A 21,728-nucleotide genomic window follows, 5' to 3' on the forward strand; every position below is an offset into this window, starting at 1 on the left:
TTATTCTTCGCTTTTATGATCGTTAATCAGCTTCATGATTTCATCCAGATCCTTGGTTTTGAGATCATTATCCTTCACGAAAAAGGAAACGAGGTTAGGAAGCGAGTTGTCAAAATAATTGACCATCAGCTGCTGCATTTCATGGCGCTTGTATTCTTCCTCGCTGATCAGCGGGAAATACTCGTGCGTTTTGCCATAAGCCGTGTAACCCACAACTTCCTTCTTCTCCAAAATCCGGATGATTGTAGAAACCGTGTTATAAGCAGGCTTGGGTTCAGGCATTTCGGCCAAAATGTCTTTTACAAAAGCCTTTTTCAATTGCCACAAGATCCGCATGATCTCTTCTTCGGCCCGCGTTAATGTGCGTATTTCCATGATGTTATTTTGTCTTACCAGTATTTCGAACTACTAATTCAAAGTTAATACTATTTACTTAGTTTCAAAACTATTTTATTAGTTATAAAGTGAAAAATAAAAGCGAAGATGTTTTTCTTCGCTTTTTTAAATGAGTTTAAATGAAACTAATGAATTACACATCAAGCATTTACCAGACGCTGCGTATGGCTTTTAACAGTTCATGCAAAATCGGAGCCTTTGTCTTTGAGATATTGACCAACATTGCAAGTAATCCCGTCTAGTATCTCCACATCACAATTCCAGTCAAACGACTGCCATCCACCATCGTGCGTTGCAACCATGACCTTTTTTGACTCTGTCAGAAACCAAATGACTTTTTCCGCGCCAAAATCCAATAATTTTCTGGTTTTCAGATTGATGTAGCTGTGATCAGTTAAGTCTTCCAGCGCAATGTCAATGTCCACTTCAATTGATATAAGCGGTGGAACACTCGCGTAGTTTTTATTGATCTTATCAATGGTCAGTTTAATGCTGTCAAAAATTAACAAATCTCCTGCCAAATTATTCTTTCGATCGAGATGCAACCCTGCTTCGTTTGTCAGAATATGATATTTATGCTCATCGATTTGCTTGCCAATCCAAATTGTCAAATACGTGATCAGGAAAGCCTGCAAAGAACTCGAACCCATAATGTCTTCAACCGTTTTCGTTTTGGCCAGTACGTCGCGGTAACCTTTGCGATACAAGGGTATGCCGTCAATTATTTCATGGATCAGAACGTCAGGTATATTTTTCGCAGAGATCGTCTTTGGTAAAACCCTCTGCGGATTGGAAGAAGCTATCATATGTCCTATTGATTTGCTCATAAGTAAATATAATGATTTTTGCTTTGGGGCGGAAGAGCATTGTCCCACCGGTTTACTGCCATTTTTCTAACGGTAATCTGCCGTATAATGCAAAAGCAGCAAGAGTTGCCTCCTGCTGCTTTCTGATAAGAATTCCTTCTATTTATTCTACAACGCTCAATTTCACAGTATTCGTCTTGCGCTGTCTTGAAACCGGGATGCTAAGCGTGTTGATGAAAACATCGCCTTTTTGCAATTCACCTTTTTCAACTAAAAACTGCTTAATGTCCTCAATCAGATCGTCCGTAGAAGCATCTTGGTCGCGGTCGTAATAGTATACTTTTGTTCCCCAATACAATGCTAGTTGATTCATTAACACTTTATTAGAAGTGAAAATCAGCAAGCCAGCCTTTGGGCGGTGATGCGAAAGACGGAAAGAAGTGTATCCCGAACGCGTGATACCAATGATCGCTTTCGCTTGCGTGTCGCGTGCCAGACGGCAAGCGCTCATTACCACGTAATCATTCAATTTGTTAATGCTTGTGCTTTCGCTAACAGCAGCGTGGTGTTTGAAATAAATGCTGTTTGTAGACGATTCAACTCTTTCAATTGTTCTCGTCATACTTTCAACAGCCAGCAACGGATACTTTCCTGATGCAGTTTCAGCGCTGAGCATTACCGCGTCAGCACCATCCAGAACAGAGTTAGCAACATCATTAAGCTCCGCACGTGTTGCGCGAGGGCTATCAATCATGCTTTCAAGCATTTGCGTAGCAACGATAACCGGTTTTCCAGCCTTGTTACATTTGTCAACGATCATTTTCTGGATCATTGGCACTTCTTCCGCGGGAAGTTCAACACCCAAGTCGCCGCGGGCAACCATGATGGCGTCTGTGGCTTCGATGATCTCGTCGATGTTCAGGATAGCTTCCGGCTTCTCGATTTTCGCAACCAAACGCGCCGTTTTGCCTTTGCTGGCAATATATTCTTTTACTTTAATCAATTCTGAGGCTGTGCGAACGAACGATAATGCCACCCATTCCACATTATTTTCAAGACCAAAATCAAGATCTTCGTAGTCTTTTGCTGTTACAGAAGGCATTGAAACCTTTGTATTTGGCAGGTTTACACCTTTTTTGGATTTCAGATAACCACCATAAATTACTTCGGTTACCACGTCTGTTCCATCCATTCCTGTTACCAGCACTTCCAGTTTACCGTCGTCCATCAGGATGCGGTCGCCGATCTTAACATCATTATACATGCCGTCGTATGGCGTGCTAACTTTTTCAGCAGTTCCCAACACTTCTGTGTTGGAAAGTATCAATTTATTACCTGCTTCGATCAGAACGCCATCTTTTTCGGCAACCATGCCGATACGGATCTTTGGTCCCTGCAAATCTTGCAGAATAGCGAGGTTTAAACCATGCTCTTCGTTGATTTCCCGAATGGTGTTTAATCTTTGGAGGTGATCAGCGTGAGAGCCGTGAGAGAAGTTAAGGCGAAAAACGTTTACCCCGGCTTTTGCCAATGCATACAATGTTTCTTTTGTTTCGGAGGCTGGACCTACGGTAGCAACAATTCTGGTTTTTTTGGAAGACATAGATTAATATGCAGTAAAAATGATTTTTATAAACAATCCACGTCAATCACGACCTGGATGCTTTTGAGCGTCTTATCGGTTAAAATATCAATAACCTTTTCTTGTATAAATGACTTTGCCGCCTTAAAATTAATCTTTTCTCGTTCAAGTTTAATGAGAATGTCGAACAAAAACTGATTTCTTACTCTTTCCACCAGCGGTGGTTGCGGTCCGAGAACCCGGCTGGCTCCCAGGTTGGCCGTCAGTTTGTCTGCCAGGATCTTGGCAGCCTTGCTCGAAGTGGCTTCGTCGACGTGCTTAACCGTCACTTTTATAAGCCTTGTAAAAGGCGGATAGTGGAATTTTTCACGCTCCTCGATTTCATCCGCATACATGCCTTCGTAATCGTTGTTAATGATCTTTTCCAGCAGCTTTTGGCCAGGATTACTCGTTTGAATAAGCACTTTTCCAGGCTTTTCGGCGCGCCTTCCCGCTCTGCCGCTGACTTGTGTAAGCATTTGGAACGCCCGTTCCGAAGCACGGAATTCAGGGAAATGGATCATCCGGTCCGCATCAAAAATCCCTACAATGCTAACATTGTCAAAATCAAGGCCTTTGCTCACCATTTGTGTGCCGACCAAAATGTCGATTCCGCCTTCCTCAAACTCCGAAATGATCTGTTGATAAGCGTTTTTTGCCCTTGTCGTATCCAGATCCATGCGTTGCACACGGGCTTCCGGAAACATCGAATGGATCTCATCTTCAATCTTTTCCGTCCCGTAACCCATCGTTTTTACCTGCGTTGAACCGCATTGCGGGCAAGTTCGTGGGACTTCTTCTTTATGACCGCAGTAATGGCAGCGCACTTCGCCGGCTTTCATATGATAAGTCAGGCTCACGTCACAATTCGCACATTCAGGAATCCAGTTGCAGATTTCACATTGCAGATATGGCGAGTAACCGCGGCGGTTCTGGAAAAGAATGGTCTGTTCTTTATTTTGGAGATTTAATTTTAAATGATCAATCAGCACAGATGAAAACTCATTTTTCATCTTCTTCGACTTCTTTTCCTTTTTTGTATCAATTAATTCGAAGGTCGGCAACGCTGCATTTCCAAATCGCTGCTTCATTTCTACAAACCCATATCTGCCCGTTTGCGCATGATAATAACTTTCTAATGAAGGCGTTGCGGATCCAAGCAGCGTTTTGCCCTTATGCATATAGGACATGATCACAGCCACATCACGCGCATTGTAGCGCGGCGCCGGATCATGTTGCTTGTACGAAGTTTCGTGTTCCTCGTCAACGATGATTAAACCAAGATTATCAAAAGGAAGGAAAACGGCAGAACGAACGCCGACAACAAACTGAAACTTTCCATCCAAAATGCCTTTCCAAACTTCAACACGCTCATTATCAGAAAACTTGGAATGATAAATGCCCATTGTGTCACCAAAAACCTTCCGCAGCCGGACAACGATTTGTGTAGTCAGGGCAATTTCGGGTAACAAAAACAGAACTTGCAGGCCACTTTCCAGGACTTGTTTGATCAGTTCAATGTAAACTTCGGTTTTGCCGCTGCCGGTTATGCCGTGCAATAGCACAACTTCCTTTTCTGTAAAGAGTTCGTGGATTTGTTGAGAGGCTATTTTTTGCGTTTCCGTCAATGTAATGACCGCATTGCTGGCTGGAATGTCGTCAAATCTGGAAATGAAAATTTCAAATTGTTCGAAGATTCCCTTTTTAATTAACGTGTTCAGCGAAGCATCGGAAACATTGTCATCCTGGCTAAAAATGGATTTGTCAAGCCCTTTTTGATTTAGATCAGGATTGTTATAAACTGGAATGTAACTTAAATATTTTAGGAGAATTTCCTGCTGCTTCGGCGTTTTATCCAGCGAGCCTGCCAATTTGGAAAGTGCATCATTGGACGTGTAAGCAGCATTTAATCTGATTTTTCGAACAACTTTCGGCTTATATCGTTCTTTAACCTCTTCAAAAAGGATAACGGCACGTTTGCCGACCAGCGATTTGATGATTGCCGTTATGTTGGAACGCTGCAAAAGCCGCTCAACCTCCTCATAGGAAAGGGTTTGGTGCTTTTTGATCTCATCAACCACAATCCGCTCCTGATCTGTCAGCAGGTCATCATGAGCGAATTCAGGATTGATCTGGATCCGTGACTGACTTGTGATTTTCAGTCCCGCCGGAAGCGCAATGTTAAGCACATCTCCAATATTGCATAAATAATATTCCGAAACCCAATTGAACAATTCAAGCTGCCGCTTTGTGACAATAGGTTCATCATCAAGCAGTTCAAGAATGTATTTCGCTTGGTATTTGGAAGGCGGATTCGAATGTATGTGAGCGACAACCGCCGTAGTTACCCTTTTTTGTCCAAACTGCACAATCACCCGCGCCCCCACCTTAATCATCCCGCTCATTTCCCTGGGAACCCTGTAAGTAAACAAAGAAGGGATCGGAACCGGCAATATCAGATCGGCAAAAAAAGTAGTTTCTTCCTCAAAAAGGGAGGCCATTGGCTGCGGGGAATGTTTAATAAATTAACGTGCAAAGTTACGATTAATCGCACGGATGGTCTGCAATCAGCACTAATCAATGCAATCAATCCCCAACTCCACTGCATTTTCCCAGCCAATCATTGCATTGAACAACCTTATTTTATTAAAATTGGCAAGATCATCTTCGCTAATCCTCTCCTCTTTAATAACCCCCGATTCCAGTAGAAACGCTCGTTGCGTGCCTGGTAACAGCGGTGAATTGGGGGTAACCCAGGTAATTCCATTGTAAAAAGCAACATTGCCGTAAAGGGAATCGGTTACCAGGCCGTTTTTGATGATCAGGATTTCGTCGGCGTCATTTCGTTGGGCGAAAAGGGTGTTAAGTTCTTCGCGGTCTTCGTATTTGTAACGGTAATCGATGGCGTCGTGATATACGCGCCGGATTTTGCGGATGTTCCTATATGCGTATGGCTCCCATTTGACGACTTCTATTTCCTGGCTGTATGAAACGCGGCATTTGTGCAGCGTATGGTCAACATGGTCGGGGATAATGAGGAGTTCGGACAAGTTCCAGTAATCGGAATAACCCCAAAGTTCGTGGCGCGTTCTGTTGAGCCGGGCTTCGTGGTAAGCAAGGTTTTTCAATGCGCGATTCTCACAGCAGATCGTTTCAAAACATAACTTGCGGGACATGGGCGAAGGGGAGGTAAACTTTGTCGATTAATTCCTGATACTCTTTTTCTGCATTGCTTTGCGCGGTGATCCCGCCACCGCTTTTGAAAACCAGTTTTCCATCCTGATTTTCGATAAACCGGATCATGACCGCACTCTCAAAATTTTCTCCGTCAAAATATCCCATAACCCCCGTATAATAACCGCGGTCATAATTTTCTGCTTCCTCAATGATCTTTAATGTGCTTGGTTTCGGCGCTCCGGTGATGGAGCCGGCGGGAAGCATTTGAACCAATAAATCACCAAATTTCCCATCGAAATCATCAGGCAGAATCCCCGCGATTTCCGAGCTTACCTGCAATAATGTCTTATCATTTGTCTGAATGTGGTCGATATAGCGGTATTTTTCGACCCAAACTTTGTCTGCAACCATACTCAGGTCATTGCGGATCAGATCGACGATGGTGGCGTGTTCGGCGGCTTCTTTGGCATCGGATAAAATGACATGCGCTGCATTCGGAACCGATGCGTCAATGGTGCCTTTCATCGGAAATGATGCTATCCGGTTGCCGTTGATCCGGACAAAAATTTCGGGAGAAAAGCAGACGAATTCATTTTTATACAAAAACCGGTAAGGCGCCTCACTATGAATAAAGATCTCTTCCAAAGTAAGGTCCGTAGTAATGTTTGTTGGAACCGAAAGATTGACCAAAAACGAATTGCCGGCCTTTAAATTAGAAACCACCCGATCAAATTTGACAACATAATCGGTAAAAGAAATGGGCTTTTTATGAAATGCAAAGTCGGAAAGGGCAGTTTGCTTTTCATCTTTGCCGACATTACTAAAACCATTCAGATCGAAGCGGATGTTGGTCAATGCATTGTCGTCCAATGTCCAGGCTAGCGGCTTTTCGATGCGGTAATCTACAAGAAAAAGGAAGGGAGTTTTTGATTTTCCCCACTCGTTCAGCCTTTCCGCAAAGTCCCTTGCCTGGTCTTCCAAATCTTGATTCTAACTAAATAATGAACATTTTGAACAGCCAGCTAATTTACAAAGTTCAGAAACCAATATCTAAATTAACGGGTTTATTGAAGTAGGTGAGCACAATCGAATTAAGATTATCGCAATGCATATATATGATGTAATCGTTATTGGCGGCGGGCCATGCGGGCTGGCAATGGGTGTGGAATTGGCGAAAAGCGGCCTGGATTATCTGATTCTGGAAAAAGGAAATCTTACGGAATCGATTCGCAGATATCCACGGCGCATGAAGTTCTTTTCAACCGCTGAAAACATTGAGATCGGCGGAATTCCTTTCGCTATTTCCGAAGTGAAGGCCAACCGGAACGAAGCATTACAATATTATAGAAAAGTTGCGGGCTATTACCATCTGAATTTTAAGCTCTTTATCGATGTGGACCGCGCGGAAAAGCAGCCAGACGGCACATTCCTGACTTATGCCAATGATGGTCAGGTGTTTCAGTCTAAAAATGTGGTTCTGGCCACAGGCTATTTTGATGTTCCCCGGCTATTGAATGTGCCCGGCGAAGACCTGCCGCATGTATCGCATTACTATGATGAGCCTTTCAAATATTCTTTCACCAATGTGGTGCTCGTCGGTGGGTCCAATTCATCGGTGGAAGCTGCTTTGGAGCTTTACAGGCACGATGCACATGTGACGATCGTGCATAAGGAGGCCGATTTCCGTACAAAAGTGAAATATTGGCTTGTGCCTGATGTGAAAAACCGGGTTAAGGAAGGCAAAATCCACACGCGTTTTAACGCTGTTACTAAGAGGATCGAGCAGGGTAGGATTGAAATTGAAAATCTTGAAACTGGCGAAACAGAATGGCTTCCTGCGGACTTTGTATTCTTGCTCGTAGGATATCTTCCCGATGAACATTTGCTCGCAAGATGTGGCGTAGCGCTGGATGAAGTCACCAAGGTTCCGTCTTATGACAAAGAAACCTTTGAAACGAATGTGCCCGGACTTTATCTCTGCGGAACAGTGATGGCGGGTATTTTTACAGAAAAAGTATTTATAGAAAATGGTCGTGATCATGCAGCCGCGATTGCAGATCATTTGTCCGGAAGGGAAGTCAGGGTGGTTAAAGAACTGATAGACAGGATCTGATTTACTGATCTACAAAAACCAGTTTCCTTTTTTTCTTTTTGGTCGAGAATTTCTCAATTTTCCCTATCAAGCCGTTGGCTCCGACCGCATAGCCTACATTCCCTGCAAAACTCATGGCGTGAAATCCTTCTCTGCCCAATTCCTGCCATGTTTTGCCCCAATCCGCCGAAAAGCTGCTGCCCGAAGGGCCGCTTGCGATTAATGCGTAATCATCGGATCTGAGCTCCGATTCTCCCGTCCAAACTGCATCCGTTTTATGATATAGTGCAACGCTTTCCTTCAAACCGGTCGGCTTGGTCATGCCCGTTAGTTTCCAGGTAATGCCGCCATCGCGTGTAATGAGCACATTCTGCGTTGAATCAGTCGTTTTCTTATAATCACCGCCCACTGCAATGCCACTGCTTTTGGACCAGAACCGTAATCCAAAAATGCCGCTCGTTGGCCCGGCAGGCAACGGCGTTGCCGATACTTCCCAGGAACGGCCATAGTCATCTGAGCGGAAAACACGCGCCATTTTGCCTCCCCCGGTTCCTATGAAAACCTTTTCCTTCCCGGCAACGAGGATGGAAGTGCCACTGGCAGCAAAACATGCTTCACCTGGTTCAGCAACCGGCCGATTCTCAACGGGCAATTCCTGCCAGCTTTTTCCGCCGTCTTCCGTAGTCAAAATGAATAACCTTCCATCGATCGGATCGCCCAGACAGATGCCTTTATTTTTATTCCAAAAGTCGATTCCATCCAGAAAAACCCCATTTTGTGTAGTTTGGTACACAAGCGACCAGGTCAGTCCGCCGTCTTCTGTGCGGTAAATTTTGGCCTTATCGTGCTGTGCCTCACCCGCACTCATGGCCACTGCGACATCCTTATTGAAAGCATGAATGTCTCTGAAATCAAGCGAATCTGCACCCGAAACTTTTGCGGTTAACCATTTCTTACCCCCGTTCACCGTCTTCAATACAGTTCCCCCTGAACCGCCAATCCAGCACGTGGTAGGAGAAACGGCGTGCACTGCGCGCATGTGTATTTTCGCTTTTATATCAATGACCCTCCATTGCGCTGTTACCCATTGTGGCGTGAGAAACACGGTAATTAATGCAAGCGACTTAAAAATGGTTGGGCTTAGTGGCACAGTATTTTTATTACTTTACAGTTCAAACTTATTATTCTCACAAAATAAGAAATTCATATGAACAAGAATCAAAAATTTCTGATAGGCTCAATAGGTGCACTTTTGACAGGTATTGCGATTGGCCTTTTAGTTGCTCCTAAGGACGGGAAAGACACTCGTAAATTGATCAAAAATAAAGCAAATGATCTTGGCGGCAATGCAAAAGACAAATACGAAAAAAGCCTTGAAGAACTGTCTGTTTTAGCTGACAGACTGAAAGATGGCTTCTTGAAAAACGTTGGCAATGCAAAAGACAAAGCTGGATCCGTTGCTGACAATGTGAATGAAAGAGTACGTGGAGTAGTAAATAACGGATAATCATCTGACATCGACCATATTGCGAGGGCTGTTTCTTCAATGAAGCAGCCCTCTTATTTTGGGATTTGGTCAACTATTTCTTTGATAGCCTGATTAATATCCTCAGTAAAATTGCTGCTCTTTTCAGGAATAATGCCTTCCGCACCTCCCTGCCACACCATCTTGTTAGTCGAAGAATCTACCAAGTCGATCATGATTGTGCCTTCGCGGTATTTACCGACAACCACTTCCTCGCTTTTCCAGGTATAGCGCCTTTGACCCATATAACGCGGAAGCCCGTCGGTACGAAAATCTGTTTGCCGTGTTTGTGATTTTTCTTCGACATTCAATGCAATGTTGATTTTCAGATTGGCATCCCGGGCTTCGTCAAGGCCTCTTGCTTGCAGATTTTGCGCAATTGCCGTTTTTATGATGCCTATATTTTTCTCAAAGTTTTGAGAAATCGTATCCCCTCTGGCTTCAATGTCATAAAATCCAAAAGTGTCGTAATTTGACAATTTGAATTCGTCTTCTTGTCTGGAATTGAGGATCTTATAAGAAGAATTGCAGCCTGAAATGACAACCGCGGTAAAGAAAAACAGGATTGAAATACAAAAAGTCTTCATAACATTAGCATCTAAGTTGACCATTTATCCAATTACGCTACCCAACTCTTTTGCAGCTGCCATGCTAATGCCCTTATAATACATGAATTCACTCATCACGGCGGTTTGCTCTTCCTCCGTTTTGGCATGAACCGCTTGCTGCAAGCATACTTTCATTTTTTCCTCAATAAATGCTTTTTTAAGCCTCAGAATATTAATAAAGGCTGTTTTGTCTAAAACATCAGTTTCAAACGGAACAAAAATCTCATATTTTTCAGACCATAATTCGCTTAACTCATATTTGTTGGCAAGCCAGTCAATGGTCAGATTTCTGATCTCCGGTTCGTGGTGGTTTAAAAAATAATCCGTAGGCAGCACGTGATTCCGGTTGAAATTTTCCCTGAAGAGCACAAGCAAATGGTGGAAAACCGTGTCCTTGAAATCAATTCCTTCGATCTCGCTTAATACATACTGACAAACGGTTATAGACGGTTCCAGCTCGCGCGCGCCATAAACCACCAATAACCGGATAAATGCTTCTTCCTGGTAGTACAACTTGCTGCGCTGCGGCGCCTCTGTCTGGGAAGTTTGTGGCGCAAAAAAGTCAGAAGGAGGTTCGTTCTGTCCGGTTTGGGAGTCGCCGGAGAACAATGCATCAAGATCTGCCGGACTCTCAGGTGCCTGATAACCTGGACGGGGCGCCCTTTCCTGCGGCTTTTGTGTATGGAGCTTGCGCAGGATTTTATTTCCCTCCGTGATCAGCATTTGTTCATCCACCTTCATCATTTCGGATGTCCGATGGAAAAAAACCTGCCGCTTAATCGCGTCCGGGATCTTAACAATGCTATTAACGACTTCCCCGATTACTGCTGCGAGTCGAAAAGGATCATTTCCAGCATCCTGCAACAACATTTCTGTTTTGAAGGTGATAAAATCCTTCGCGTTGTTTTTCAGGTAAGCTTTAAAAGCCTCCGCACCGACCTTCCGGACGTAGCTATCCGGATCGTCGCCGTCCGGGAAGAGGACAATGCTAACGTTAAGGCCTTCTTCCAGAACAAGGTCCAGACCACGCAATGCAGCTTTAATTCCGGCAATATCGCCATCATAGAGGATCGTGACATTTGGAGTAAACCGGCCAATGAGCCTGATCTGCTCCACGGTCAGCGAGGTTCCGGACGAAGCCACAACGTTCTCGATTCCTCCCTGATTGAGCGAAATCACATCCGTATAGCCCTCAACCAAATAACAATGGTCAAGCTGCCGGATTGCATTTTTCGCCTGGAAAATGCCGTATAGGACATCACTTTTGTGATAAACTTCTGTTTCCGGCGAGTTAAGATATTTGGGCTGATTAGCCGCTTTACTTTTGTCGGATTTAAGGATCCGCGCGCCAAAAGCAATTACTTTTCCGGCCACGTTATGGATCGGAAAAATAACCCGGCCGCGAAAACGGTCGTAACCGGCAGTCTGGCTGCCTTCTTTATGAATCAGTAAGCCGGCCTTTTCGAGTAATTGGGTAGAATAACCTTTTGCCAGGGCCACTTTTGAAAAAGCGTCCCACGTATCCAGGCTGTAGCCAAGTTCAAATTTCTTGCGAATTTCACCTGTAAAACCCCTTTCCTTGAAATAGCTAAGCCCCACAGCCTGCCCTTCATCACTTTCATGAAGCTGCTGGACATAAAAGTTTTTAGCAAAATTAAGAATGATATAAAGGCTCTCCCGCTCATTCTGCCGGAGTGCTTCCTCATCCGTAACTTCCTCTTGTTCAATCTCAATGTTGTATTTGTCGGCCAGATAGCGCAATGCTTCGCCATAACCGACGCCATCGATGTCCATAACGAACTTAATGGAGTCTCCTGCTGCTCCGCAGCCGAAGCATTTATAAATCTGCCTGACAGGGTTAACGTTGAATGATGGCGTCTTTTCGTTGTGAAACGGGCAACAGGCCGAGTAATTCGCTCCTTTCTTTTTTAATGACACAAAATCCCCCACCACTTCCACAATGTCAGCGGTTTGTTTGATCCTTTCAACGGTTTCGGGGTTTATGCGCATATGAGTAGTTTGAGCCGCTTTTGCAATGTTATTATTCTATTTGCCGCTCTGGAGAGCCGAAGCAGCGCGTAATCTTTAACAAAAAAGATAGTGCTTAAATTTTGGACACCGGTGATTATTTACAAATTAATAAGGTAAAGACACATTGAGCAATAATTAGGCAATATTTCCGTAGATTTGATGACAGCCGTTTAATCAGTCAGAATTTTTAGAGAAATGTCTACGTTTTTCTCAGTTTAGCTAAGAAAATCACAATAGAAAGCTTTTTTCTAATTACTTTAATTTGTTATTTTGCGGTGTTGAAAGTTATCGGAGAAATTATCAAATGTTTATATAGATAATAAAAATATAGTGTGTGTATAGTGTGAAACAGGGCATGGAAATTTTTCTATGCCTTTGTTTTTTTTATAACCACCTCGTTTTCAATTATATATATTGCTGATAAAGGTCGATTAACTTACTTACTGCGTTCGTTTCCTCCGTTTCGCATTCGTTTTGCAAGCGAATTCTCCCTCTCTTAAGTTCTTCGATCAGGTTAATGTTTGCAATGTCCTCATACACAACGCAAAAGCGAGCTCTGGAAACGCTATTCGAAGCCAGCGCCACTACATTACACGCATGTGCTTCGTATATGGAGAGCGAAACCCCGTCCGTCGTTGTGTTCCTGATAAATGCGTCTGAAACGCGCAAAATATTCGTGAAATCATGCGGGCCGTCAATGAATAGTACATTTTTTGGAACGCTCCCGAAGGATTTTTCGATGAAAGGTCGATAGTTACCGGAAGGATCGGAGATGACCAGGCCTCCAGAATTTACATTACGCATACTGTTAATGATCTGCGAAATCCCGTAAGTTTCCTTTGCGTTTTTGTCAAAAGCAAGATTCCATGCATTTGTACAAAACAAAAATTCAAAGCGTTTACGGAAATCGCTTAGCTGCTGCGCACATTGTGGGTCCAGTGGAATGATGCGGGCAGCCGGGATGAATGTGGAGATGAGCAGCGCGTTGGGATTACAACATTTGGCTTTTGTGAAACTTTCATCGTTCTGGACAATCGGCACTGCGCAGAAGAAGGCGGACACGCGAACTGCCCAATTTCCCGCAAAACGATATCGTTCCCAGTTTCCATGATAAGTCAGAAGCAGCCGCTTCCTGATTAGAACACATAGCATGGCAAACAGCAACTGAAAATAGGGGTTGGATGCATGCAGGTGAATGGTTCGATGCCTGATGATTTTCCTGATAATGTTCACCCATTTGTCAGTTTTGAAATCACAAAAGGTGAAACGGTCGAATCCATTTCGTGGCAAATGTTCAATTAACCGGCTTACATGCATGGTAACCCCTCCAATCGGTGGCGGAAGCCGCCCAATGATCAGCACCTTATTCATCTGCTAATCCAATATGCCCTTTTTGAACATGTCGACAGTAGAAATAAATGCACATTAACAGGATAGGAGCCAGGCAGTTGATCGTCACGCTCTTTGCTGGCAGGATCACGAAAACACTGCCAACTGTATGATTGTAAATCAGATAAAAGGTGAAACTGACTAACAACAAGCCCAGCTTTCTATCCATTTTGCATACGGAAATAAGCTGGATCAGCAGGCTAATAAATAAGCCGTAAAAATAAACCAGACCAAGCATTCCATTTTCGGCGAGTAAGGTATAAAACAGCGAATGCGCTTCGCGGTAACCTGGGCCCAGCGTTTCAAAACTGCCGGTTCCGTGGCCGGTTAGCGGTTTCAGGATAAATAAATGATAGGCTATTTCATAAATTTCAGCCCGTCCGCTGATCTCCTGCAACTTGTCAAGAAGAGAATCTGTCGCCAGCAAATCGCTAAATCTCAATGTCCAGAAATATGCCATATCCGAGTCCTGGTATTGAGAAAGAAGATCCGGGACAAAACCGATTATCCCGAAAGCCAAGAGCAAAAAGTGCCAGAACCGAAAATGATTTCCGGCCAGTATTGACGTCAGTATCATATAGGGAATGATCAGCAGGACGGCACCGCGGGAGAATGAGAGTACGACCACACTGAGCAAAATTGCGTAAAGCGTTAGTCTGACCAAGCTGTTCAATGCATGCCTGGAAGCATAAAGCAATACAAATGGCCAAAGAAGAATGAAGTACGCCATTGTAACATTCGTATCGGTAATGTTCCGGGTCGCCAGTAAGTTATCCGAACCCATGTAGCTGGCTCCGGCAACGACTAATCCGAAAGTCCCGATGCCAAGAATAATATATAAGGCGCAGAGATAAAGTTCCAGATTTTCAGCAAAGTCAATAGCTGTGCTAACTTGTTTCAGGTAAATGAAAAAGAATGGCAGCACTATCAAATAGAGCAGAAATCCACCGGAAACAATGTTTCCGAAATTCGGTGAAATCAGGAGAAAGAATGCCTGAATATTGATCCAGGAAAACAGAAACAGCTTTTCACCCTGAGTCAGAGAAACGGGTTTTCGAAGGGAGAAATAAGCGAAATAGCAGCTCAGGATTCCAAAGGGCGCTAACCGCCAAAATGAATTGGCGCCTGCAGTAAATGCATATTTTTGAAATAAATGTAGAAACTGCGTGAAAACCGGAATGGCGAGCACATGGAAAAGCTTGTGTTTGGAGGCGGAAAGGAGACTGATAATGCAGTAAATGTAGAATGCAAGGACCAGAGAGGTTTGCATTTCATCCTCACCCAAAAGCAAAACTTGCTCAAAAAACTTTCCTAAAGTCAACACGAGCATGCATGCCGCCAGCCAGTAGATTGCTGCTTGAATTCCTAGTCGAGCCATTCCGCAATGATTTTAGCAGTGAAATTCACTGATTCACTTTCTGTAAAATGTGTGAATGGCGCAATGGCTGCAAGCTTTTCTTGGTGACCTATGTCTTGCAAGCTGGTTTTTAATGCATTATATAATTGCTGTCGGTTTGTCACGACTTTGTCTATTTGCAGCGCATTCAGCGGAACCTGATGTGCATAATCGTAAAGCCTTTGTACGGATTGGTGGTAGGGAAGTGGCATTTTGCCATCATAAGCAATGCTGATAACAGGTTTTTTGCAAGCCGCAGCATCCAGTTTCATCGTGGAAGCAAATTGAACGCACACATCACAAATCCGCAGCATCTGGGCTAGCGAATGCAGAAAGTCCAGCTCAGGAAACCAATTGTAAAACAGTTCATGGTTTGTCGCAGGCAGGTTTTTAGGATGCCATAATGTGACAAATTGCTCACGGGCGATGTGCGCATATGCATTTGCATCATCCCCGGGATGGCATCGCATGATGACGTGCACGTTGTTTTCGCCTCTTGCAAATTGCAGCACGTCTTCTATGATTTCCAGTTGATTAGGAAAATGCCGATTGGCACTCGTAGCGATCAGAATTATAAATTTGCCGCTTTTCACATTAAAAAGTCTTCTAGCGCGCTCATAGTATGCTTCGGACCGATGCTGAAAATAGCAGTCAAATCGCGGAATGCCGGTAGCGACAACCTTTGGGCGCTTTAACTTAAAAATGGAATAGAAATGCAGAAATTCGTTTTTCATGAAATCATTCCAGACCAATGTGCAATTATGGTCAGCGTTAATAAGGCCTTTGGAGGTGAGGTTATCCCAACTAATGATCATTGCCAGTGACTTGACATGATGTCTTCCAAGAAAGTTTACGACCTGATTTTCTCTCAAATCCAACGGCGACGAGGAAATTACGCCTTTGAAATGGTAGGCGAGGAGCGGTTTTAACCTGATTGATAAAGATGTGAGAGTGATAATAACCCGTCTTAATGCACATAACGCAGTTTTGGTAATGTGCAACAGGCTCAGAATCCAAAGCAACTTTCGAATCAGCAAGCCTTTCCATTTCTCTTCATTTTGATATTTAATAGTCTGAGTGATAATGTTGAAATGATAAGCAAAAAGTGCCTTTTCTATTTTTCTCAGATAGCAAAGCCAGGCCGATTCACGCGGAAAATCTACATGAATTAGCTTCAATTGAAGATTGAAATGCTTGTTAATCTCGGCTAGTTCAGCAGTACGGATCATCGTTGACATGATATAAACGTCATATTTAATTCCCAATCTTTTAATTAAACCGCTGTGAATGATATTCATAGCCGCAAAACTGTTGGTTACGAGAATTAAGAGACGTTGCTTTGTTGCTTCCTCCATATTTTAAAAAAGATTTCAGCGAGCTCCCAGTCCTCTGGTGTATTGATGTTGATATCGGGTAAACTTTTATCCTCATAGCCAACCATTTTCCCGCCCATCAGCAGATCCTTGTCGAGCAGGGTGGTTTTTAGGAGGTAAATCTTTCCATCCCGACAAAAAGTATCAGGCAACTCCTGTCGTCGCGTAGGCATATCTTCATGCTGCACAACCCGTTGCAATGCGTTGCCGGTTACACCAAGTGACCAAAGTGGATGGTACTTCTCCGGGATTTTTCTAATGGTTACCAGGCTATCCGCATCCGTTTCCAGCATGTGCGCAAAGGCTTGATCGATCAAATCCCAGGCCCGACATGGCGAGGTGGGCTGCAACAGGCATATGTAGTCAAACTCCGTTTGTTGCTCTTTGAAATAGTTTACGGCGTGTTTTACCACTTCCAACGATGGCGTGTCGTCAGCCGCCAGTTCCGAGGGCCTCACAAACGGCGCTTCCACGCCTTCCCAACTTTTTGCAAAAGCAATGGTTTCCGCACAATCGCTCGATACGACAATCCTGGTAAGAAGTTCGGATGCCAATGCAGATTCGATCGAATATTGGATAAGGGGCTTGCCGGCAAGCAGTCTCATGTTTTTCCCCGGGATTTCCTTGGAACCTTTCCTGGCTGGAATGATGGCTAGTATTGATTTAGAATCCATTAATAGGTGATTTGTTTGTGTGTGTTTAAATCCGCTTTGGCCAGCAAATCGGCAATTTGTAGCCCCGCATGTCCATTGCCGTATATCAATGAGCTTTTGTAAGGACCGTTTGCAACCTGTTTTTGCACTGCTTCTATGATTGCTTCGGGATCAAAATTCACGTCAATGACATTGCAGGATCTTTCCCGGCCGCTTTGCCTGCTGCCAATGTTCACAACCGGAATGCTCAGCAATGATCCCTCCCTGATGCCTGTGCTGGAATTTCCGACGAGGCACGCACAATGTTTAATGAGCTTCAAAAACGTTTCCGGATTTAGGTTTCGCAGAAAATGGATCTTGTGATTCTTCGACATTTCACTATATCGCTGGATTTCTTTCATAATGCGGTCAGCGCCGTAATCTGCATTGGGAGTAAACCAGAATGTTGGAATTTGCAGCGCCTCAACGGCCGTAAGCAAACTCTTAAACTGATCTTTAATCAACCCGCCCGCATTCGTCACCGGATGCTGCATAACCACCAGATATTTGCTCGCGGGAAATTTTGAATGGCCACATTCATAGTCGAATTGCGGGGAGGCATCACTTTTCGCCTGTATCGCAAGATCGATGGACGGGCAGCCCGTATGCCATACTTTGTCTGGATTTTCGCCCATAGCAATCAGGCGCGCGCGGGCAGACGCCGTTGCTACGAAATGCATATCCGCGAGCTTGGAAACTGCATGCCGCACACGCTCGTCAATGTTGCCGGTCACTTCGCCACCTTGTACGTGCGCCAGGGGAATGTTCATAAAGGAAGCGGCTATCGCAGCAGACATTGTTTCGTAGCGGTCGGCAATGGTTACCACGATATCCGGCCGTGTATTTTCCAATACAGAAGCCAACTCAATGATTCCCAGGCCGGTTGTTTTTGCATCAGCCGTGGCGTTTTCGTTTTCAAGCAGGTTGGAAACCTTTATAATGTTCCTGAAACCGTCCCGTGCGAGGAGGTTTTGCATTCCGCCATACTTATCCAGCAGACCGCTGCCGGTAAGCACGAGTTGCAGCCGGAGTAACGGATGCGCTTTTATAGCAATAAGTAGTGTTTTGATCCTGCTATAACTGGCTCTTGCAGTGATTACTACGCAAATTTTTCGTTTCATAGCAAATCACTGAAATTCAGGAATGACCACTTAGGAAGATCGCGCTGCAATTGCCTGCCAACGACCGTTTCAAAATGCGCAGCCGACACACCATATCCCGCTGGTTTCTTCGCTTCCAGGTCGTACAACGTCAAAATGTGACCTCTGTCTAAGTCATTATTGACTGCCAGCGACTTACCAAAAGTTGTCTTCAACATTGCATACTCTGAACTATCAGCTTTATCAACCGGAAATTTCATTGCCGTTTCAATCTGCCGGACGCCCTTTACAAGCTGCTTGACCTGATCAATATTTATGGAAGACGTGGAGTCCGGGCCAAACATTCTCTGATCAAATGTGACATGAAATTCCAGAATCTCGGCTCCCGTGGCAGCCGCTGCAAGACAAGCATAGATGTCTCCCGAATGGTCAGAAAACCCAACCGGGATCTGGAAACGATCTTTCAAGAGAGGGATCACATTCAATCCCCACTGATGCGGACCGGTAGGATAGGACGATGTGCATTGCAATAGTGAAAGCTTGCATTTGCCCCTCACCGCCGCTATCGCGCTGTCCAGCTCGGCAAGGGAGCTCATTCCGGAGGAAAGCGTCATTTCGGTTGCCAGCTTTGCAGCGAAGGAAAGCAGCAGAAGATTACTCATTTCCCCGGATCCGATCTTGATCCTGCTAACACCAATTCTTTCCAACAATCCAACTGCGCTGATGGAAAACGGGCTTGCCACGAAATCCAGATTTTTCTGCTCGCAATGTGCCTTTAAGCCTGCCCATTCTTCTTCCGAAAACTCCATTCTTTTCCAATAGTCCATCCGGGAAAGGTCGTTATAGGAAAAATTTTTCCGGAACGGTTCGTGAATGCTGCTTTCCGCCTCCGCAATGTGAACCTGAAATTTGATAGCGTTAACGCCGCTCGATGCCAGCGCGTCAATGTAGGAGTGCGCCAGCCCCAAGCTTCCTTCATGCGCCTGGCCGATCTCCGCCATCATGTAAATGTTGTTTTGCATAGTGTGATCGATGATTTGATATAATGATACGTTATGATTTTCGCCTTATGGCGTTGAACAAATGACGTTTCTCTTTTCTGTAATAACCATAACTGTATCCAGGTATTTCCTTCGTGTCATTCAATATCAAATGCATTCTGGGCAACTGTTTGGCATCCTGGATATCCTTGATAATTTCCAACTGGCTTTTAAATGTAAATTGCTGGCGAACGACATATAAGGACATGTCGGCCAAATGGCTCAGCAAGCTGGCGTCTGTAACCAATCCTATCGGAGGCGTGTCCAAAACGATATAGTCGTATCGCGTTTTTAATGAATTAATCAGTTGATCCACTTTTGGTAAGCCTAGTAATTCCGCAGGATTGGGTGGAACGCTGCCCGCTGTGATGAACGCAAACGGATGTTTTGAAGACGGGTGCTGGATGTATTCCTGGAAATTTACATCAGACAAAATGTAATTTGTGAAACCCTCTTCTTTCAGCATGAGGTCCTTCGCCAGCCGCGGCCTGCGCAGGTCGAGTTCCAGAAGCAAGACCTTCTTATTTGTGAGTGCAAGCGAACCGCACAGGTTAACGGCAATAAAAGATTTCCCTTCACCGCCCATGCTGGATGTTAACAGGATAACCTGATTTTGTCGAGGCGCCGAAAGAAATTGTACATTGGTTCGCAAAACCCGAAACTGCTCGGCAATAGGACTTTGCGAATGTGAATAAATACTTGTTTCCAAGCTATAATTATGAGATATCTCGGCTAGCAAGCTGATATTGAGAAGATCAGCAAGGTCATGTTTGCCTGTGACTTTGGTGTTGAGAATGTGCCTTAAATGAATAATTGCCAGCGGTAAACCAATGCCGATAAAGCCGGACATCAGCATAACCAACTGCTTATTCGGTTTAACAGGCTCGGGACCAGCTTTGGGTTTGTCGATAATTCGTGCGTTGGCAAACGTGGACGATCTTGATATGGAAGTTTCTACGCCTTTTTTCAGCAACAAAATGTAGAGCTCCTGCTTAATTTGCTGCTGCCTTTTCGCTTCAAAAAAGAGCCGTTCAACTGCAGGAATAAGCTTTATCTCTCGTTGAACCTCATCATTATAGCTGCTCATAGCCAGCATTCCTATCCGCAAATCACCATGTTGGGCATTTAGGTTGGCAATCAAATCTTGTCTCAGGCGGTTGAGCTGCGCTTTCAAACCCAGGACATTCGGATGCGATTCATGCATTGTTACCAAATCATTCGTAAGGGCCAATTGAGTTGCATTGTATTTTTCGACAATGGATAGGAAGCCTTGGTCCTGAATTAAAAGCTGAGTGGGAATGATATGTTGCGGATTGGCATGAAGAAATTGGAGCAGGGAATCGACAGTTCTCGCCTGAACTTCATACTTGCTTTTATCACGCCCGTATTCAGCCGATTGATTTAGAAGCTGCCGGACATTTTCACTCAAATCAGTGATATGATGTAAACTTTGAAACCGCTCAATCGCTTTCTCACTATCCGTCAGCTCGACTGAAACTTGATTGAGGTTTTGATTAATAAATGCAATGGTGCTGTCAGCAACGCGATTTTTATCATGAATACTGGCTTTGAAATAATTCCGTAACAGCCTGTCCAGAATGGCTTCTCCCTTTGCAGGAATTGCGTCGGTAAGCGAAAGGTTTACGGTACTGACAAATTTGTTGGTAGCCGCAATGGTGAGCGCTTTTCTGTAATGATCAACCAGGATCTGCCGGTCCTGAATCACGATCGAATGCTGATCTTGGGTATCTAGCAGGTGAGAAGTGCGGTATACTATGCAGTGGCCATGGGGAAGGGCTATGCTATCTCCGAAAACACCGGTAAATGTCTGCGAACCAAGTTGAAGCTTATAATGACCCTTCTCTCCAATCGTTACAACATAGGTGCCTGGTGGACTTTTGGAATGCTGTGCTTGGCTTACAAATCTTAATCTGAAGGGCGAATTCTTGAACAGTTCAGTCGTTTTTACGCGTCCGGTGGAGTAGTATCGGACATTTAGTTGCAGATCCTCCACGACGCTCTCCATAAGCGTCCTGCTTTTCAGTATTTCAATCTCATTGTCCACGCTACTTTGCATGGACGACAACCCCATACTTTCCAGGAATGCTGCATCACCAAATTCTGAGCCTTTCGCATCATCACGAACTAGAATTGATGCTTTTACCAGAAATTGAGGCGTATTGTAGCGAAGATAAAGGAGTCCGAAAGCTACACTGAATACGAGCGAAACGGTTAGCCAATGCCAGTAGTCCCTGACATCGTTTAGTAATGTCAGCACTTTTTTGACATTTGCCGAGTCTCCTTTATTGATGTTCGTAATGTGTTCCAACCTCTTCTCCTGCATGTGGTCTTATTTTCAGTTTAGACGTAGGAGCAAGATATCGGTCACTCGAAAACGAATATTTTTTTCGAAAAAAGGCAAAATAAAAATCCCTGACCCGCTATATATCAGCAGATCAGGGATTTAAGTATTAAAATATTT

Annotated in this window: 18 protein-coding genes; 2 read left to right on the plus strand and 16 right to left on the minus strand. The window is 44.3% G+C overall.

All coding sequences use genetic code 11. The features are described 5' to 3' along the window. The 6 genes from NFI80_RS20615 to NFI80_RS20640 form a co-directional block, all read right to left on the minus strand. Nucleotides 1-375, minus strand: coding sequence for a BlaI/MecI/CopY family transcriptional regulator (locus tag NFI80_RS20615; protein WP_233798924.1), 375 nt, complete (start codon nucleotides 373-375; stop codon nucleotides 1-3). Between the two features lie 200 nt (nucleotides 376-575). Beyond that, the gene (locus NFI80_RS20620; protein WP_235166098.1) at nucleotides 576-1,223 is read right to left on the minus strand and encodes a Uma2 family endonuclease; all 648 of its coding nucleotides are present in this window, start codon (nucleotides 1,221-1,223) and stop codon (nucleotides 576-578) included. Between the two features lie 142 nt (nucleotides 1,224-1,365). Continuing rightward, nucleotides 1,366-2,805 carry a pyruvate kinase gene (gene pyk, locus NFI80_RS20625; RefSeq protein ID WP_235161569.1) on the minus strand — a complete coding sequence of 480 codons (1,440 nt, stop codon included), beginning with the start codon at nucleotides 2,803-2,805 and terminating at the stop codon, nucleotides 1,366-1,368. A 26-nt stretch (nucleotides 2,806-2,831) separates the two neighbouring features. Next, on the minus strand, nucleotides 2,832-5,324 hold the full coding sequence (gene priA / locus NFI80_RS20630) for a replication restart helicase PriA (RefSeq protein WP_235166100.1): 2,493 nt from the start codon (nucleotides 5,322-5,324) through the stop codon (nucleotides 2,832-2,834). A gap of 72 nt (nucleotides 5,325-5,396) precedes the next feature. Continuing rightward, the gene (locus NFI80_RS20635) at nucleotides 5,397-5,999 is read right to left on the minus strand and encodes an aminotransferase class IV family protein (protein WP_235166102.1); all 603 of its coding nucleotides are present in this window, start codon (nucleotides 5,997-5,999) and stop codon (nucleotides 5,397-5,399) included. After that, complete coding sequence (locus tag NFI80_RS20640; protein WP_235166103.1) at nucleotides 5,977-6,981, minus strand: aminodeoxychorismate synthase component I; 1,005 nt, start codon at nucleotides 6,979-6,981, stop codon at nucleotides 5,977-5,979. The genes NFI80_RS20635 and NFI80_RS20640 overlap by 23 nt, the downstream gene beginning before the upstream one ends. Before the next feature lie 124 nt (nucleotides 6,982-7,105). On the opposite strand from NFI80_RS20640, the gene NFI80_RS20645 reads away from it, so the two are divergent. Next, the gene (locus NFI80_RS20645; RefSeq protein WP_235166104.1) at nucleotides 7,106-8,113 is read left to right on the plus strand and encodes a YpdA family putative bacillithiol disulfide reductase; all 1,008 of its coding nucleotides are present in this window, start codon (nucleotides 7,106-7,108) and stop codon (nucleotides 8,111-8,113) included. A 1-nt stretch (nucleotide 8,114) separates the two neighbouring features. Here NFI80_RS20645 and NFI80_RS20650 read toward each other — a convergent pair whose 3' ends face one another. Next, entirely contained in the window at nucleotides 8,115-9,131 is a 1,017-nt protein-coding gene (locus NFI80_RS20650) for a WD40/YVTN/BNR-like repeat-containing protein (RefSeq protein ID WP_235166105.1), read from the minus strand. Between the two features lie 168 nt (nucleotides 9,132-9,299). Here NFI80_RS20650 and NFI80_RS20655 point away from each other — a divergent pair, with 168 nt between their 5' ends. Continuing rightward, on the plus strand, nucleotides 9,300-9,599 hold the full coding sequence (locus NFI80_RS20655) for a YtxH domain-containing protein (RefSeq protein WP_233798915.1): 300 nt from the start codon (nucleotides 9,300-9,302) through the stop codon (nucleotides 9,597-9,599). 53 nt (nucleotides 9,600-9,652) lie between these two features. Here the strand turns inward: NFI80_RS20655 and NFI80_RS20660 are convergent, their stop codons facing one another. The 9 genes from NFI80_RS20660 to NFI80_RS20700 form a co-directional block, all read right to left on the minus strand. Beyond that, nucleotides 9,653-10,204 carry a DUF4136 domain-containing protein gene (locus tag NFI80_RS20660; protein ID WP_235166106.1) on the minus strand — a complete coding sequence of 184 codons (552 nt, stop codon included), beginning with the start codon at nucleotides 10,202-10,204 and terminating at the stop codon, nucleotides 9,653-9,655. A 24-nt stretch (nucleotides 10,205-10,228) separates the two neighbouring features. Further along, a complete protein-coding gene (gene dnaG / locus NFI80_RS20665; RefSeq protein WP_235166107.1) occupies nucleotides 10,229-12,235 on the minus strand; it encodes a DNA primase in 2,007 nt (668 codons plus the stop codon). Between the two features lie 426 nt (nucleotides 12,236-12,661). After that, the gene (locus NFI80_RS20670) at nucleotides 12,662-13,627 is read right to left on the minus strand and encodes a glycosyltransferase (protein WP_235166108.1); all 966 of its coding nucleotides are present in this window, start codon (nucleotides 13,625-13,627) and stop codon (nucleotides 12,662-12,664) included. Further along, a complete protein-coding gene (locus NFI80_RS20675; RefSeq protein WP_235166110.1) occupies nucleotides 13,620-15,023 on the minus strand; it encodes an O-antigen ligase family protein in 1,404 nt (467 codons plus the stop codon). The genes NFI80_RS20670 and NFI80_RS20675 overlap by 8 nt, the downstream gene beginning before the upstream one ends. Further along, nucleotides 15,011-16,279 carry a CDP-glycerol glycerophosphotransferase family protein gene (locus tag NFI80_RS20680; RefSeq protein WP_235166112.1) on the minus strand — a complete coding sequence of 423 codons (1,269 nt, stop codon included), beginning with the start codon at nucleotides 16,277-16,279 and terminating at the stop codon, nucleotides 15,011-15,013. The genes NFI80_RS20675 and NFI80_RS20680 overlap by 13 nt, the downstream gene beginning before the upstream one ends. An 86-nt stretch (nucleotides 16,280-16,365) precedes the next feature. Then, a complete protein-coding gene (locus NFI80_RS20685; RefSeq protein ID WP_235166114.1) occupies nucleotides 16,366-17,088 on the minus strand; it encodes an acylneuraminate cytidylyltransferase family protein in 723 nt (240 codons plus the stop codon). After that, nucleotides 17,088-18,227 carry a UDP-N-acetylglucosamine 2-epimerase gene (gene neuC, locus NFI80_RS20690; RefSeq protein ID WP_235166115.1) on the minus strand — a complete coding sequence of 380 codons (1,140 nt, stop codon included), beginning with the start codon at nucleotides 18,225-18,227 and terminating at the stop codon, nucleotides 17,088-17,090. Before neuC ends, NFI80_RS20685 begins: the two co-directional genes overlap by 1 nt. Beyond that, complete coding sequence (locus NFI80_RS20695) at nucleotides 18,224-19,228, minus strand: N-acetylneuraminate synthase family protein (RefSeq protein WP_235166116.1); 1,005 nt, start codon at nucleotides 19,226-19,228, stop codon at nucleotides 18,224-18,226. Before NFI80_RS20695 ends, neuC begins: the two co-directional genes overlap by 4 nt. Before the next feature lie 31 nt (nucleotides 19,229-19,259). After that, the gene (locus tag NFI80_RS20700) at nucleotides 19,260-21,590 is read right to left on the minus strand and encodes a GumC family protein (protein WP_235166121.1); all 2,331 of its coding nucleotides are present in this window, start codon (nucleotides 21,588-21,590) and stop codon (nucleotides 19,260-19,262) included. Nucleotides 21,591-21,728 lie beyond the last annotated feature (138 nt).

The sequence above is a fragment of the Dyadobacter chenhuakuii genome (genome assembly GCF_023821985.2).
In the GTDB taxonomy this organism is placed as follows: domain Bacteria; phylum Bacteroidota; class Bacteroidia; order Cytophagales; family Spirosomataceae; genus Dyadobacter; species Dyadobacter chenhuakuii.